Source organism: Acinetobacter sp. 70_2, from assembly GCF_056736115.1.
In genome coordinates, this window is the sequence record NZ_JBWZIP010000015.1 from 1,055,770 (window position 1) to 1,072,163 (window position 16,394).

At 31.6% G+C, this 16,394-nt stretch carries 15 protein-coding genes and 2 pseudogenes; 3 read left to right on the forward strand and 14 right to left on the reverse strand.

All coding sequences use genetic code 11. The features are described from left to right. Window positions 1-16: 16 nt before the first annotated feature. Window positions 17-457 carry an HD domain-containing protein gene (locus AC1PJ9_RS14005; RefSeq protein ID WP_311087583.1) on the reverse strand — a complete coding sequence of 147 codons (441 nt, stop codon included), beginning with the start codon at window positions 455-457 and terminating at the stop codon, window positions 17-19. Window positions 458-1,273: 816 nt separating this feature from the next. On the opposite strand from AC1PJ9_RS14005, the gene AC1PJ9_RS14010 reads away from it, so the two are divergent. Beyond that, window positions 1,274-1,840, forward strand: coding sequence for a TetR/AcrR family transcriptional regulator (locus AC1PJ9_RS14010; RefSeq protein ID WP_311087584.1), 567 nt, complete (start codon window positions 1,274-1,276; stop codon window positions 1,838-1,840). Window positions 1,841-1,968: 128 nt separating this feature from the next. Here the strand turns inward: AC1PJ9_RS14010 and AC1PJ9_RS14015 are convergent, their stop codons facing one another. From AC1PJ9_RS14015 to AC1PJ9_RS14025, 3 genes and pseudogenes are all read right to left on the reverse strand, one after another. Further along, on the reverse strand, window positions 1,969-2,352 hold the full coding sequence (locus AC1PJ9_RS14015) for a hypothetical protein (RefSeq protein WP_311087585.1): 384 nt from the start codon (window positions 2,350-2,352) through the stop codon (window positions 1,969-1,971). A 319-nt stretch (window positions 2,353-2,671) separates the two neighbouring features. Beyond that, window positions 2,672-3,340 (reverse strand): hypothetical protein, encoded by a 669-nt coding sequence (locus tag AC1PJ9_RS14020; RefSeq protein WP_311087586.1) that lies wholly within the window; start codon window positions 3,338-3,340, stop codon window positions 2,672-2,674. A gap of 33 nt (window positions 3,341-3,373) precedes the next feature. Then, window positions 3,374-3,520: pseudogene (locus tag AC1PJ9_RS14025) on the reverse strand (DUF4113 domain-containing protein); the annotation flags it as partial. A gap of 173 nt (window positions 3,521-3,693) precedes the next feature. Between AC1PJ9_RS14025 and AC1PJ9_RS14030 the strand changes: the two are divergent. Both AC1PJ9_RS14030 and AC1PJ9_RS14035 read left to right on the forward strand, forming a co-directional pair. Continuing rightward, a complete protein-coding gene (locus AC1PJ9_RS14030) occupies window positions 3,694-4,290 on the forward strand; it encodes a hypothetical protein (RefSeq protein WP_311087587.1) in 597 nt (198 codons plus the stop codon). 211 nt (window positions 4,291-4,501) lie between these two features. Further along, window positions 4,502-4,636: pseudogene (locus AC1PJ9_RS14035) on the forward strand (TetR/AcrR family transcriptional regulator); the annotation flags it as partial. 142 nt (window positions 4,637-4,778) lie between these two features. Here AC1PJ9_RS14035 and AC1PJ9_RS14040 read toward each other — a convergent pair. The 10 genes from AC1PJ9_RS14040 to AC1PJ9_RS14085 form a co-directional block, all read right to left on the reverse strand. Further along, window positions 4,779-5,462 (reverse strand): hypothetical protein, encoded by a 684-nt coding sequence (locus AC1PJ9_RS14040; protein WP_311087588.1) that lies wholly within the window; start codon window positions 5,460-5,462, stop codon window positions 4,779-4,781. A gap of 194 nt (window positions 5,463-5,656) precedes the next feature. Further along, on the reverse strand, window positions 5,657-6,538 hold the full coding sequence (locus tag AC1PJ9_RS14045) for an alpha/beta hydrolase family protein (RefSeq protein ID WP_311087589.1): 882 nt from the start codon (window positions 6,536-6,538) through the stop codon (window positions 5,657-5,659). A gap of 159 nt (window positions 6,539-6,697) precedes the next feature. After that, window positions 6,698-7,693: a putative multidrug efflux protein AdeT1 gene (gene adeT1 / locus AC1PJ9_RS14050; RefSeq protein ID WP_311087590.1), complete on the reverse strand. Its 996-nt coding sequence runs from the start codon at window positions 7,691-7,693 to the stop codon at window positions 6,698-6,700. Window positions 7,694-8,716: 1,023 nt separating this feature from the next. Then, a complete protein-coding gene (locus tag AC1PJ9_RS14055) occupies window positions 8,717-9,202 on the reverse strand; it encodes a flavin reductase family protein (protein ID WP_151962830.1) in 486 nt (161 codons plus the stop codon). Then, window positions 9,199-10,194, reverse strand: coding sequence for a phosphatidylglycerol lysyltransferase domain-containing protein (locus AC1PJ9_RS14060; protein ID WP_311087591.1), 996 nt, complete (start codon window positions 10,192-10,194; stop codon window positions 9,199-9,201). Before AC1PJ9_RS14060 ends, AC1PJ9_RS14055 begins: the two co-directional genes overlap by 4 nt. Before the next feature lie 9 nt (window positions 10,195-10,203). Continuing rightward, window positions 10,204-12,747 (reverse strand): aminotransferase class III-fold pyridoxal phosphate-dependent enzyme, encoded by a 2,544-nt coding sequence (locus tag AC1PJ9_RS14065; protein WP_311087592.1) that lies wholly within the window; start codon window positions 12,745-12,747, stop codon window positions 10,204-10,206. A 12-nt stretch (window positions 12,748-12,759) separates the two neighbouring features. Next, window positions 12,760-13,779, reverse strand: coding sequence for an acyl-CoA dehydrogenase family protein (locus AC1PJ9_RS14070; RefSeq protein WP_311087593.1), 1,020 nt, complete (start codon window positions 13,777-13,779; stop codon window positions 12,760-12,762). A 5-nt stretch (window positions 13,780-13,784) separates the two neighbouring features. Continuing rightward, window positions 13,785-14,954, reverse strand: coding sequence for an iron-containing alcohol dehydrogenase (locus AC1PJ9_RS14075; RefSeq protein WP_311087594.1), 1,170 nt, complete (start codon window positions 14,952-14,954; stop codon window positions 13,785-13,787). Between the two features lie 10 nt (window positions 14,955-14,964). Then, window positions 14,965-15,480 (reverse strand): hypothetical protein, encoded by a 516-nt coding sequence (locus AC1PJ9_RS14080; RefSeq protein WP_311087595.1) that lies wholly within the window; start codon window positions 15,478-15,480, stop codon window positions 14,965-14,967. 4 nt (window positions 15,481-15,484) lie between these two features. Further along, on the reverse strand, window positions 15,485-16,375 hold the full coding sequence (locus tag AC1PJ9_RS14085) for a hypothetical protein (RefSeq protein WP_281834545.1): 891 nt from the start codon (window positions 16,373-16,375) through the stop codon (window positions 15,485-15,487). Between the last annotated feature and the right edge of the window lie 19 nt (window positions 16,376-16,394).

Here is a 16,394-nt window from a genome sequence, read left to right on the forward strand (position 1 = left end):
TAGTAATTTTGGCTCTTTAGCCCAACTTATCTTGCGCCGTTGAAACAGCTAACATGGTTTGAAGGTAATAATCGACACGTGAGTGATTATTGTCCTTATGTGAGTTATGAGCATTAAAGGCTGCATCATGAAGTTTCACCACTCGAGCAATTGGATTTAAACCACAACGGAATAAATATTCTTCTCGTGTTTCATCTTCTCGTTTAGTTAATGCATCGACGGCATCGCGGACTTCTTTTCCAAATAAACTTTCGATTTTGTCTAGCGTAAGAGGCGTGTCTTCAACACTATCGTGGAGAAGGGCGGTAATAATGTAGATTTCTGAAAATTGATGCTTAATTAATGAATTGACCACACCTTTAATATGGTACTCAAAGTAATCATGAGGGCCATACTTTTGACCTTGATGAGATTCTTTAGACAATGTCTCTGCGAGTTCAACTTGATTTTGAGTCATTTTTTGCTCTTATCACTTTAAGTATATGACACGGCCTAATTTGTAAGATGGTCGCTTAGGTCATAATTTTATACTGAATAGCGACTCTTAAAAACACTTCTTAATAAGAGTAGTCACTGACTTTTATTAATTTATTCTTTGTTGATGTGAGCCAAACCAGCCCTTAAGTTTTTGAAATTTTAAACTTTAACTTAATGATATAAAAGTAGATTATAAATATTACTTAAGAATATCCTTAATTATCTAATTAAATGAAAAATAATAACTATTTAAATAATTTCTAGCCAATTTCACATTGACACCTCAAATATTGGAGATTACCATTTGCGGGCTGGCCACATTGCCAGTCGGTTTTAGCAGACCGTATACGACCGCATCAGAATTTATTCCTTCTGAGGAATAGTTTTGTGCGCGCACTCCCAGTTCCCTCCCGTAGCGGTAGGACGGGAGAGGGACACCCTCGGGTGTGCTGGTTGTCGTACCAGTCTGCTAACCCTCTTCCGTTCTGCCACCATAAATCTTATGCTCTGGCAGAACTCCATATATAAGGAGTTGGCTTTGCACATCCATAATTTCTTGGCAACCTTTGCCAAAAGCTATAACAATACAGCTTAAAACATTTAACGCAGCTTGATCGCCGTAAGGCTTTTTCAGGCTTTAGCTCGTTATCACTTAAAACTTCATCAACAACTAAAACTTGAGATGTGCTCGGCACAGTCTTTACGGCTTTGCTACGCCTTTTTTTCACCTTTAGAAAAGTGGAAGGCATTTATATCTCATTTATATACAACAATAATTTTTTATAACGGTAAAAATATGCAAAATTTAACTCTCCCAACACGTGCTTTTAACGTCGTAAATAAAGCAATTGAGCTGTTCCATTACCACGGGTTTCATTTGGTCGGTATCGACAGACTTACGAGTGAGTCCGAAATAACCAAAATGACGTTTTATCGCTATTTTCACTCTAAAGAACGGTTTATTGATATTTGCCTAGTCGTACAAAAAGAACGACTACAAGAAAAAGTAGTTTCTATGGTCGAATACGATGAATACACCAGTGCAGCCGATAAACTCAAAAAGCTCTATGAATTACATGCAGACATAGATGGGCTATATTACTTGTTATTTAAAGCCATTTTTGAAACGAAAAATAACTACCCAAACGCGTACATAACCGCCGTGAGATATAGAACATGGCTCACCAACGAAATATATAGCCAGCTTAGAGCACTTAACTCCGATGCTTCGTTTACCGATGCCAAACTCTTTTTATATATGATTGATGGTGCAATCATTCAGCGTTTAAGCTCGGATGAAGTTGATGAAAGGGTGTTGGAGATGTTTTTGAGGGGGCTGGTGCAATTAAGATTTAAGTTGTAGAGCAGTTTTACTCTGAAGGTTCTGGTTTTACTATGCATTCTGTTATCAGGATGCACAGCTCATATAATCAAAACAAATGTCAATTAGTGTTTACTTGCAGTGAGTTCAGGCAAAATAGTCTGTTCTAATTAATTGCAAGGCTCTCGCTTAACTATAATAGCTTTGTCATTTGGATAGCCAAAAGCAAAGTTACCAGAAGGATCCCAGCTCACTCCAAACAAATAAATGTCATTACAATTATCTTTTATTCTAACGATTGTCTTTTCTCTTAATTCTGAGCTAGGGCCTGAACTCGAGATTAATGTAACTTCTTTTCCAGCACTATTTACAACTGTAAACTCTTTTTGTAACCCTGGATCTAATTTTTTAGATCTATTATTTGGGATCGTTTTATCTATATTTTTGTCATTTTTTGATTGAGTATCAATATTTGCAATAGTTGTATCTCCATGAATAGAGCTAGATATTAGGATGGGTACAATTATAGTTATGATTAATTTAAATATTTTCATATTTTACTTCTCCTTGGTTTTAGATTTTATAAGTTTAAATCTATTTTTCTTAGTAATTATAAAATCTATCAATGAATAATAAATAAAACAATAGTAAGTAATTTAACTAATAGATTAAATAGACGATTGGCACTAATTAACTTTTAATTTTACATGCTAGTGTATGTACGATTAAAAATAATAACTATATAAATCATAATATTATATTGCTACAGCTATAGCTGTATTTAAGATTGAATTCACTTTGAAAATTCCAATTTGAGTAGATGAAATTTGGGACAAATTAGTATTTAATTTTAAATATTCATATCATTTTAGATCACTTAGTAGCTTTTGATCTCTTCGTAATATCTAAAATTATCTTATTATGTAAATTTATTACTAGGTCTTTGGCTAAATAAGCTGAATAAATTTTATAGGTATTTAATATTTCACTTGGTATTTTGTCTTGTATCGCTTCAATTAGAGTAGTGAACTTTTCTAATATGTCTTTATCCAGATTTTCTATAATTTTCTCATATTCCTCACACAAATTTATTGTATTGCTAATTGTTGCAAACATTTGCAAGTGAATTTTAAGCTCTCTTAGAAAAAATGAAATTTCGGTTTGTATTTTACTCGATATAATGAGTAATTGCGTCCTATCTTTAAAATCTAAATCTTGCTGAGAACAAAGCTTACTAATTTCAATAGATTGTTCTAATGTGGATTTTAAAGTGTTTTGCAAATTAAAGAATGAATTTACTGCATTATTAATGTGGGAATTTTGGGTTTTATGGTCTTCAGTTACTCTCCAACCATTATAAACATATAGTGCTATAAAAGCTGCAAAAAAAGCTGCTAAAGCCCCAAGAATTGATCCAAAAGCTGATATCATTTCTGCTTTTTCGGATAGGAAGTTTTTTAATGAAATATAAATAAGCATTGCTATACAGTAGACAATAGTAGTTATAAAGAACCAAAAAGATGTTTTCTTGAAAATTTCCATGTAATCAAAACTTGTTTAAATAGTAATTATATTTTAATTTCTTATAATGAGAAATTCATCCCACCTAAATGAATTTCTACTCAATTTATCTCTACTCATTGACTAGTTGAGACTAGGAACAAAACAAGATCCGACACTAATTTTCTTCTTTCCAAATTTACTATAGATGCCATCCATAGCATAGTCTGCACCAAATATTATTTTCCAGCCCATTATTAGATTTAAATAAAATTTTTAAAAAAAAACATGTAGTTAAAATTATTTTAAAAAATATGACCATTTGTCAGATTATATATATGTAATGTGTTTAAAAGGATTAAAATTTTAATACATAATTAAAAAAGGAAAAAATTATGAATAACTTTAATCAATCTGCAATGTACTTAATACTTAGTTTTAGTTTAATAGGATGTACATCGTTTCAAATCAATAAAGAGCAGCAAGACACAAGAAAAATGATAAGCGTGGATGAAGCATTGCCTCAAATTGCTGATGGTATAGTTGCGATGAAGACTAGATTGGATGCAGATAATGTAAAAGCTGGTGTTTATGTTGATGATATTGAGTTAGAGATCGCCTTAAATGCTAATGCAACAAAGGATGGGAAATTAACTATAGCAGCAGACCCATTAAGTTTAAAATCTTTATCCAAGAGTGCTCTTTCATTTGATGCTTCTCAAGCAACTAAAGTCGAAGATTTAAGAGGCAGTAAACTAATTATAAAATTCAAGAGTGCTAATCAATATAGTTTAGAATATCTTGACAAATTAAAAGGACTTGTAGATGTAACAGAAAAAGCATCTTCTGAAAGCTCAGATAAACCATCTACTAAAAATACTAAGAAAGTAAATAAGAGTAAACTAATTGATAAAAACTCAATAGTGCAGACTATAAAGAATAAAGCGAATGCTCAGCATGTTCTGTCTCAGCAGATACCAATATCCCCATAATAACTAGATAGGACTAAAAACAATCATATAGATTCATAATCTATATGGTTGTTTTTAGATTGAATGGATAATACTAATCAATACAATATATTGGCTTTATGGTTTGGACTTAAAAACTTATTCTATAGCCACCTTATTCGTCAGAAATTTTTAAAATAAATTGTAATTTTAGATACCATTACTCTAGCAGTTTTAACTTTTTAAGCCTTGCAATGAAATATATAGCCAGCTTAGAGTGCTTAACGTCGATTTTTTCTTTCCCGATGCCAAACTATTTTTATATATGATTGATGGTGCAATCATTCAGTGTTTAAGTTCAGATGAAGTTGATGAAAGGGTGTTGTAGGTGTTTTTGAGGGGCATCGGGTGAGTGGGAAATTCGGTTTTGTGATTTTATAATATTAACTATTGATCAAATTTAATTTTGATCAATAGTTAATGCAATTACTAAACACTATTAATGCTATCTAATAAAGTGATGGAATAATTTAACTATCTAAACGTATTGTTGAACTGCGATTTTCAAGTTTAATATTTTTATCCTTAATATCAAAAATATCTTTCAAATATAGAGCGGTACTTGCTTTACCACCAAAGTATGATGCTCCTAAGATCAGACCAACATATACTACACATGAAAGAATTTTATAAAATGAATATGCATTATTATCTATGCGTTTACTTAAAATTAAATCTTGAAGGAAAAAAACTTCAAATATTATTAAACCTAAATAAACTAATACCGCAAAAATAAGTATTGTTATTGCGGTTGATTTGATTTTCTCAATTGTTTTTTCTTTAAAAGTATATTCTAAATATACCTGATCATTTACTATATTTTGTTTGATAAAGAAATAACTAAAATTTAAGTCTGAAAAAAGCTTATTGAAATTCCATAGATTATTAATTCTTTTATTGAACAAACTATAGTGATATCTATTGGTTCCCAAAAATTGATTAGTGATATATTGGAATTGGATAGGTTGCAATGAATTTTCACCTTGGTTAAATTTTTCACATGCATCCAAGTAATTATCCAACTCTACCTTATCTTCTTTGAAATTTTTCTTTTTTAATTCAATACGAAATCTTGGTAAAAAAAACCATTTAATAACTGTGCCTAAAAAGCCAAGACTTAATAAGACTTCAACAATTAGTTTAACCCACTCCATATGTAATCTCCAATTTATTAATGGATCTTTATCTAAACAAAAAAATTAAAAATTATCCATATAGAAAGGTCTGTATTGCGTCACAAATTGACGTACCCCGTTTGGGTGCATAACTTTTCTTTTACTTTTTTAAATACATAAAAAGCTTGTTTGAGGGTTGATATAAGGTATCTACAGAGCAATCCATTGATCACTTAATTTTTTATATTCAAAGTTTTTGCTAAAAATGAATCAGTTTTAATTTTCCATACATTAGTAGGCACAGGATGTTTGGCATCCTGAATAAGTTCTAAGGTGTTTGGAATACCTTTACTATCAAGTAATTGATGTAGCTGAATACTTTGCTTTGGGTCAACAATAGGGTCTTTAGTGCCAACCAATATAAGAGTAGATGGATATTGAGATGAAATTGGTAGTGATGATCTAGCTGCGGACGCTGTTTCAATATTTTTTTCAGCAGCAATGGTTTGGTTTATTTCATTCATTACATGTGATGGTAGCGCTCTAGTGTTAGAACTCCACTCGGCATACATACCTTTAAAATCATAAAACCCAGATACAAGAATCAAAGCGTTTATCTTTGCAGAGTTAGCTACAACATTCGCTATAGATGCCCCACAACTAATACCAACGACTGCAACTTTGTTTGGGTCAACATCGGGCTGTGATCGAGCAAAATTAATGGCTTGTACAAGATGATTTTGTGAGGCTTTACCACAAAAGTCTGATTTCCCAGATGACTCACCATATCCACTCATAGATACAGCAAAACTAAAAAAGTTCTTTTTAGCATATTCATTTAACAAGCCTGAGCGTACAAAGGCTTTAGCACCTTGTTTATCTTTCTGAATACCATGTAAGAAGATAATTGCTGGATACTTTTTATCGGCTAAGAGGTCTGGTTCTTTCCAATAAATCTCAGTTGTTTGATTGTTTGCTGTTAAAAGTTGATGCTCTGCTTGCTGGGTATAAATATAAGGAAGAATAGATACACGAAAAAAGGCATAAAATCCAATAACTATAATTAAAGGAAGAATGTAGGACAGGGCTATATTCTTTTTCTGCTTAGGAAGCATAAGAACTCTTATAGTTATGTATGATTGCGAGTGATTTTCTATCTGTTGAAATTTAAAATCAATATATAAATTTCTTAATTAAATAAACACGGATATTCCAATAACATCTGTGTAAGAAAATTGGTTTAAGTTAATGATGAAACAAGAAGTTTGCTTAATTTATTCATCATTTAATGCACATTCAAAATTACTTGGGTTTTCTTTACATCGCACTTTTTTCAAAAAATTCATCATTTTAGGGTCATAAATACCTGCCTTGGTTAGCTGTATACGAGCCTCGCGCATCATTTTCATATAGTTTAATTGTTCATTTTTAGGAATATCCATCCAATATTTTGAAGGAATATCACTTTCATATTTAGCAATAATGCCAAACGTTCTGTTTAGTTGGCTGGCTACCCAAGTTCGAGACTTTTGCCCAAAACCTGCTGGAAACTGGTCTTTACGAATAATGAAGTTTGCTGAAATTTGAGTTAGAGGGAAACGAACGATAGCTCCTTTTTCACCTAAACCTTTGTATAGCTCAAAAGGTTTAAACGCCACAATAGGAGCGGGCACAATATCAATTTCATGGTTATTAAACTTCGCACCAGCGTTAGTCACGTCTACCGATACAGCCTGACCGCCAACCTGTTGCACAAGCTTTGGTTGGGCTTCATCATATTTAAATACTCCAATTTTTTTACCGGCAGCTTTAGCGAGAGTGTTGATACTTCTATCATTTACAAATAAATATGCAGGGCCAATAGTCCCTAAACCTGCAATTTCGTAAGGGCCTACCACCATATTTTTGGCGGCCATGGGTGAAGACAACAGCTTATAGGCATTAATTGCGGTTTTCATATTTGTTAATGCGCCAACCGCATCTAAAGATCCTGTGTATTTATTAAACTGACGGCCACGTAAACCGCTAATAATAGCGCCATCACATTTGCCGACTTTTAAGTCTTCAGCCGCAACACGTTCATCCACATATGCTTTTAAAGATAGATCAGCTCCCCAATTTTTAGCTTCAAGAGCATAATCCTTTGCTAAAGCAAAAGCTTCTCCAGACTTACCAATTGGGTCAAAAACACAGACAACTTGTTGTTTGGCATAAAGTGTTGTTGTTAAACAGGTACTTGTAATCAATAAAATAACTTTCAAACGATCCATATTTAATTATCCATTATTTAAATTATAAAAATTATTGTATGAATCTTGGTTAAATTAGATATGACACCTCAATAAAAATTTAAAGAGAAAAGGTCAAAAGACAGCTTTGAGTTGGATCTTATTTTTTTGTGATTTAGCTATGGTTTATATAATTTGAGATCTAGCAGCAGGTTAAATTTAAAGAATAGCTACACACACGTACTATATCAGTTTTTAAGAGCATGTAAAGAGGGTTTTAAAAATATTTATATAAATTTCAATAAGATAGAAAATTTTTTGTGTATTGCAATTTAGCCTAAGCAAATTAATAACTTTAGGAGCCAAAAGGCGATTTAGCAAAATAATCTCTAGGTATCCAGTAACCATAAATACAGATCATGAATTTAGGATGTAGTGAGTCGATCAGCTCGCTAGGGCAAATATAAAAGTGTAATTACATTTTGTAGAAGGCTGCCTAGAGAATTATTCTGGCTAAAACTAGAAATAGGGTTATACAAAAGGTAATTAAGAGCGCGAAGACTCAGCAGACATTAGGATAAGCTTAATAATTAACCACAGCAAAGAATAAACGGCGTAGTAGCAACGCAGAGTAGCCAGAGTCTTATATAGGTAGGTTTCTACATATCTTATTTAACTTATGTTCACCTAAAATCTAGTTCATAAGCCAATTTTAAAAATAGAATAGTAATAATAATAAGTTATGATTTTAATTTTTAATTTTAGACATTGATGGTTCATGAAGTAGGGGTTTTTGTTCAAATAAAATTCTAAAACAAGTGTTTTCAATAATTTTGGGGTTAGATCAATTTTTCTAAATTTTTATCAACTTTACGTAAAGTTATATTTATAAAAAGCTATTTGTTATAGCTCTCTTACGTTCAATCATCAGACAATGATAAATGATGGCATCAAAATAAGTTTAATTTAATTCAATATGCTCAACTAATTTGAGCATATTGAATTAATTTTAATAACTTAATTAAAAAAGCCTACAGCTATCATTTATAATGACAACAATCACTACTACTTTACTGAAGTATATTTTCTGTTGTAATAAATTAGTGGATTATAGCTAACGTATTCATTTATATCACTATTAATTACTTCGCAAATATAAATGTTATGAGAACCTATAGGACTAATTGATCTAATTTGTGCAAAAATATCAACAATTGAATCTTTTAAAAATAATCTTTCATTATTAGACTCATCCAGAGTAAACAGATCTTTATAAGCATCTACATCACGCTTGTTCGAGAATATTTCCGCGATATATTGCTGCTTACTATTAAGAAAATGTATATTAATCAAACTTTTTACATCAAGATGATTGTTCACCTTAAGTTTTTGGTTTAGGCAGAATAAAAAACAATTAGGTTCAGTCGAGACACTCATAAAAGAAGTAATAGTTGTACCTAATATATGGTTGTCTCGAGGTTTAATGCTAAATAAAGAAACCCCATGAGAGGAAAAACTCATGGTGTCCTTAAATTTTTGAAAATTACTCATATACTATTTGTTGAACGTAATAGGGTCAAAAGAGATTTGATAGCTTTTCCTTGTGGAAATGCAATATATTCATAATCAATTATCTGTGGTCGCCAGCTCATTTTATATTGCCGTTGTGAACGAGCAGGATAGACAACACCACCTTTACTTTCCATAAATTTCATTATCTTATGAAAAGTAGGGGAGGAATTAAAGTTCAAATTTGGCTGTAGTTCCACCAAAGGTGTAAAACCAAAATTAAGATAATCTAAATCCTCTAATTCATTGAGTGCTTTCTGATTGATTAACTGCATTACTCCATCTTGAGTATCTGGGGCTTTACGAGTTATGTTGTGAAACCACCCCTTAAACTTACCAAAGTTTTTACTATATATAATATATGCGATGACCTCATTTTCCTTATTAGCTGTATAGAGCTTATGAAGTCCGGAATCTAAATTTAAGGTTTCAAAATCAGTAACCAAATTCGTTAAGTGTTTAGCCTTTTTGCCTTTTAACCAAGATTTATTGATTTCTTTAAGTCTAGGTTTAAGGATTTCAAAATTAGCCTGCTCATCAATTCTTTCTACTGAAACACCACTTTTTTTTGCTTTATTAATTTTATTACGCAGTTGCTGGAACTTTTTTCCTTCAAGTGAGTAGTTTTTAATATCAATTGTATAAGATGCTCCTAATTGATTAATCAATAATGAGTTGTTTTCGAAAACTGGAATATCCTCTTTAGGAAAATGTAGAAAAAGATATTGGTATTTCTTGTCTTTACAGTATTTCAAAAAGTTTTTGAGTGTTTGTTCTTTATCATTTTGACTTGCTAGGATTCCACCCACGCTAATCAAAGTATTTTTATACTGAAAAAAAGCTATAGCGGATTTATCAGATATAAACCAAGTGAGATTCTTTTCAAAAAGTAGAGGAGATACAGAACTTCCGCAAAGGTCTAGAAGTTCTGTACCAATTAATTCATTAGTATGTAAGGATCTAATAGAAAACATAGTTAACTCTTATTCTACGTTGTAGTTTACTGACTTAAAGCCTTGCTTTTTAGCAACATTTAAAATGTTGCTTGCTTTTTTGAAATCTATACTTTTCCCAATACTTTGATGTTCTTCCGTATTATCCAAAGCTAGTGCAATAGTTTCTGATAAACAAGCTAAATTAATTCCAGCTGGAGCTTTTACCATATTACAGTCGCTATAAAATACTTCATTAGGTTGTCTAACTAGACCCCCTTCATAAATTTTGAAGTCATCATCATTTACGAAGTCAAAAGGTCTGGCGGCGTCAAATACTAAAGCCGATTTTTTGAGATATTTAGTATTGAGGAAGCCTTTGCCTTCACTTGTCGCTGAAATGACTGCATCTGCTTTCGAGAAAGCAATTTGATAATCGACCTCCACAGAGAGTCCTAACTTAAGAAAATCATCAACTAATTTATCAAAATTGATCTTCTTATAATCAGTAGTACTTAGGTAAGAACTCAATTTGTCAAAAAAGGAATTTTTTGAAATTTCATAATCTGTAGTTAGACAGCTTTGTATTAAATAAGGAATAATTTCTTGCTGAATTTTTAATTCACTTCCTGGCCGGCCTACCAATATTAAATTGCCATATTTGTGGGCCACTCCTGAAACAGCTATTTTCCCTACTGATCCTCTTGCTCCTACAATGACCGCGCATGCATTTTCTACATTTTTATCTTCAATTAGTGAAAATAAGCTCTCTACTGTGGAAAGAGCAGTAAGTGAATTCCCATTAGTAACTGTAAGGTTATTAGCATGAGGTAAAATGCTTGTCCCACCATTAGCGATTACTGATGTGTATGCGCCTAGTCCTACCAGCTCAGCACCATTTTCTTCAGCGACTTGCAGGTATTCAAGCATTAAGTCTAGTTTCTCTTTTTCATTCAGCCGCATCATATCTTTTGGGCTAAGTGGGGAAAAGATAAACATTCCATTTGCATATGTCTTATCGTTGTATACACTAAAAAAAGCGCCTACATCTGGGCTGTAATCGATTCGAGCAATATCCAGAATTTCATCCGCAAGCTGCCGCAGTTGATTATCATTAAAATTTTGTTTAATCGAATAAGGGAATGTATTTACTAGATCTTCAGCGGAGGTAGCATGAATGAAGAAAGCAAATGTTTTACCTGTATTTAATTTTTTATCTTCAGTTTTATAGTTAATTTCGGCTATTTTAGTGTCATCTACATAAGAAACTGGGAATGAAATACTCAAATCTGGTAAAGAATCTTTAACTATATCTATCAAATTTCCGAACAGTACATCATAACGTCCATTCTTAATTATTTTGCAAATTTCTTCCAATGCATTAATAAAACGATCAATATCTTGAGAATTAATGTTTAATGGAGGTTCAAATCGAATTGAGCATGGTTGAGATAATAGAGGCATTATAAATATATTATAGTTCTTCAAAAGAAAACCACAAATGATATAAGCTAGGCTGCCATTATTTTGACAGAAATTAATCAATATATTTTGCTGAGCCTCTTTATTATAAAACTCAAAAGCACGCATTAATCCCTGACCAGTAAACTTAATAATATCTGAATATTGATCTGTAAGGTTTCTTATACACTCATCTAGATATTTACTTAAATTGTTCACATTTTCATATATCTTGTTATCAGGGTTATTCAAATGATTAATAACATTTAGAGCAACTGTTGCAGAAAGGGAGTTGTTAGCAAATGTAGAGCTATGTTTCTTATCAAAATTAAAATCATAAAATTGTTCTTTATAAATTACAGCACCAATAGGTACAATTCCACCTCCTAATGCCTTTGAAAATAAAATACTATCTGGGAATATTTCATATTTCTTTGCTGCACAAATATCACCTAACCGTCCCAAGCCAGTTTGAATTTCATCAAAAACGGACATAGTCCCATGTTGCTCACAGAGTTCAACAGCCAGTTTTAAAAACTCACATGTAGCTGGAATCATTCCTCCTTCACCCAATACTGGTTCAACAATAAAAGCAGCAAATTCATTCGTGCTTAATTTGTTGATCAAGGTATCTGTATCATTTAAATTCACATATTCATAACTATCACTGTCATGAATATAAGGCATTTTGAAGCGATTTGATCCACTCGCAGATAAGGCTGCAAATGTTTTACCATGGAAGCCCTTAAAAATACCAAGGACCTTACGTCTACCAGTTTTAATACGAGCCAACTTCAGGGCAGCCTCAACTGTTTCAGCTCCGCTGTTCGTGGTTATACATCTGGAATATAGATTGGAATTAACTGACTCAATTAAAGTTGTAGCAAACTCCTCAACTTTAGGATGAATATTAGGTTGTATGAAATTAGCCTGGTTAGAAGAAAAATAATTTTGAATGGCTTCTTTTAAAAATTCTGGATTATGACCAAAAGGTACAGCCCCGTATTGCGCTAAATAATCATAAGCAATCTGACCATTAGACAAGTAAAAAATATTGTCTTTAGCAGATTGAGGATTAAGGTTAATTTTAAATTTATTTAGAAGATTTTGGCGATATTCATTAATTTTATACATTTTTTATCTCTTTTAAACGAATTGCTTATAAAATTGAAATTTACCTGTTGGATGATATTTAAGCATTTCAATATGATTAACTAATTTTAAAATTGATGGGTTTTTCATTACATTTATTCCACCAATATTTTGAAGAACAAAGGATTTAATATTATCTAAATTTTGTTCTACCAAATATCTCAAATTTAGAACTTCACTTAAGCTCTGCTCGGTAAGAATACTCTCAGAGCAGATATTGTTTATTTGAGATAAGAGGGTAGTATTCAAATTAGTAAATTCAACTAATCTTATTTTTATATTTGGAATATTCGATAAATTTTCTGGAATATTATTCATTAATTCTTCAGCTATGCCAATATATGCACTTACTGCAAAATAATTAAATAAAGATAACCCATAAATTAAACATAGTGATAATTCATCATCTTGTAGAGTGGAAAGCTCTTCTTCTTGTAAACTTACATTTTCAAATATTACTGCTTGGTTATCACAATATTTGAAAACATCTAAGTTCCAAAAAGATTGTACTGAAATTCCCTCTCTTTTAGAGGGTAAGTTAATTAATTTAAGTTTATTGTCTAATGCTGTTGATAAGACATAAAAGTCAGAGATACTTGATAAAGTACAAGGTTTCTTTTGACCATTTAAGATGAAAGAGTCATTGGTGATAGTGATTTCAGAAGAAGGATTAAAGACATCTACGCCAGCATTTCCTTCTGCAAAAGCAGAGGCGACCAATGCTTCATTTTGAATCACTTCTTTCAATATCTGAGATGCATTTCTGAAAATCTCTGGATATTTAGCTAAAACTAAAACAATATGGTGATGCATAGTTAAAGCTATTCCCAAACTTGGCTCTAATGCCGCATTTTTACGAATAAGGTCAGAAAGGGACTTTAGAGACTCGTTTGACTCATTTGCCTTAGTATTTAAAGAAACAGATAAAAGTTTATTGTTTTGCAGATATTCTTTTAAACTTACTTTATCTTTAACTACTATGTGGTCAGAATTATTTTCTTGCATTATATTCATTTATATCACCATGCTTTTTCTAAGATTTCAATAACTTCATGCCTTGTAGGCTTTACTGGGTTATAAATTATGGAGCCATCAACCAAGGCTTTTTTTGCAATAAAATTAAAATCATCCAATTGCACTTTATTGGTTGATCTAAGCTTAGAAGGAAGTTTAGACATTTCTTCTAACTCTTGTTTTAATTGACTGATTTTCTTGATTAAGAGTTCTACACGGTTTTGTTTGCTGCTGGATTTATACTCATTTTCTGTTAGAAAAAGTAAAGAGAGTTCACTTAACTCATCTAAAATATAATTTTTATTGAACTCTAAGACATGTGGTAGAAAAATACTGCAACACAAACCATGAGGGACTTTAAAATTAACACCTAATGCATGTGCTAAAGAATGTGTTAAACCAACCATTGAATTAGAAAATGCCATTCCTGCCATAGTAGATGCTTCTGCTAGAGCCAATCTTGATTCAAGATTTTGAGGGTCCTTCATTACTATAGGTAGGTTAAGTAATATTTTTTTAATGGCTGAGAAGGCAAGTTCAGATGAAATCGGATTTCTGCCATTGCAAGTATATGCCTCGATGCAATGTGTTAAAGCATCCATTGCTGTCATTGCTGTAATATACAACGGTAAATTTAGCGTCATTAGCGGATCAAGTAGGGCATAATCAGCCATTAAATATGGTGAGTTAAAAATCAGCTTCTTATGTTTATCTGCAACAACTGCAACAGCAGTAACTTCTGAACCAGTACCAGCAGTTGTGGGAATGATGATAGAAGGTTTTAATCTATGTGGAAGATTATTTACTCCTAGATATTTCTCGAGATCACCCGGTAAAGTGACTGCAATATTTAATGCCTTAGAAGTGTCAATTACAGATCCACCCCCAATGGCAATGATCAAATTACATCTATGCTTTTCATACAGTTCACGTGCAGTGTAGACTGCATTAACACTACCATCTGGTGGAATATCATCGAATATCACAAATGGAATAGTATTTTCATTCAAGACATTTATTACAGGCTCATGCGCATTCGCTGCTGAAATTCCTTTATCTGTCATGATGAAAACACTAGATCCATCAAGCTTATGAATGATTTCTGGTAAGCATTTAAGTGTTGCTATTCCCGATAGTATTCGTACAGGGCTAAAAAATTCATAGTTATTAAACATTATTTATATCTCAGATAATTAAATTTTTTATAAAATTAATTTTTCCACTTATTGGAATATGCTCATGCTTAGCAACAATATTTTTAGCAATAAATGAAGGTAAGAGATTGGCTTCAATAATTTCTAGACAATTGATAAAACGTATAGCCAACGAAGCATCACCGCTTGTTAAGAATCTATTATTTGCTACAGCTACTGTATTGCTCTCTTGGAGAGTTAATATTTTAAACGCCAGAATGGGGTGCTTAACTATGATCGCCAAGTCATAATCAGTAATAGATTTCTCATTTTCGTTAATAAGATGAAAAGAGTTATTCCAGACCTGTAAAACAATATATCCATTTTTTAAATAATTAATTTTAAATAAAATTCTAGCCCCATCTCTGAAATCTTCAATTTGCTCTTTAAGTGCATAGTTTTCTTTACTGGCTTTATCTAAAATATTACCAATAATTCTCAAAGTACTGTTTAAATATAAATGGACAATATGAGTAGAAGCTCTATTAACTAATTTATTTTTAATCATTAAGTTAAATCCCTATATACTCGAGTCGTGATTTTTGCATTTGATGAACCATGGAGTTTGAAATTTCAAGACGCATCTCAGGAGATGTATCTTTAAGTAATATTCCATCAACTAAATAATAATCTTCGATTAAATGTTGATTTTCTTCTATCCCTTGCTGATAAAGAGATTCTCTTTGCAAAATAATATTTTGAATATTAGAGGTATTCCAGATATTCAACCCTTCATGAATGCATTCTTGAAGACTATTTTTAATTTCTGGATTAGTATTTACTTTTGATTTAAGAATTTCGGCACATATTGTTAGATGCCTAACCTCATCCACATTGGCATATCTCTGAATTTCAGATGCTTTTTTATAAAAAGGAAGCCATTTAACCTCACTTAATTCTGCTGTTGGCGCAAGGATCCCCTCCAAAATAATTGTAATAATACTAATACCCGCATAAAAATCGTTTTTATCAACTACCCACTTTTTAATAAAATCCTGAAAAGGAATCACAACTTGTTGATGAGAATGGTTTAGTACTTCAGCCATCTCTTCTAAAGGGTTTGTAAGGGCTAATAAACCATTATCTTTAAGATAAGTTCTAAAAAGATAACTATGGTGAGTTTCATCAATTAATAGGGTGTTTAAAAAATCATATTCTTTTAATGAGGGTGCTATTTTCACAATATCTAGAATTGCTTTAGAAGCATAAAATTCTGTTAATGATTTAAAGCTAAGCTCTTGTTTTAGAGAATTTTCTAAATATTTGTTATTTAATTGGATATCTTCCTTAAAAGTACCTATCTTATTTTCAGTACTTTTAGTAGTAAACCAATCATTCAAAATATTACTTTCAACTTTTGCTTTTATGTTAGTAGCTTCTAATAAAAAACCAGGTAAATTCATAGTAACTCAATCCACTAGA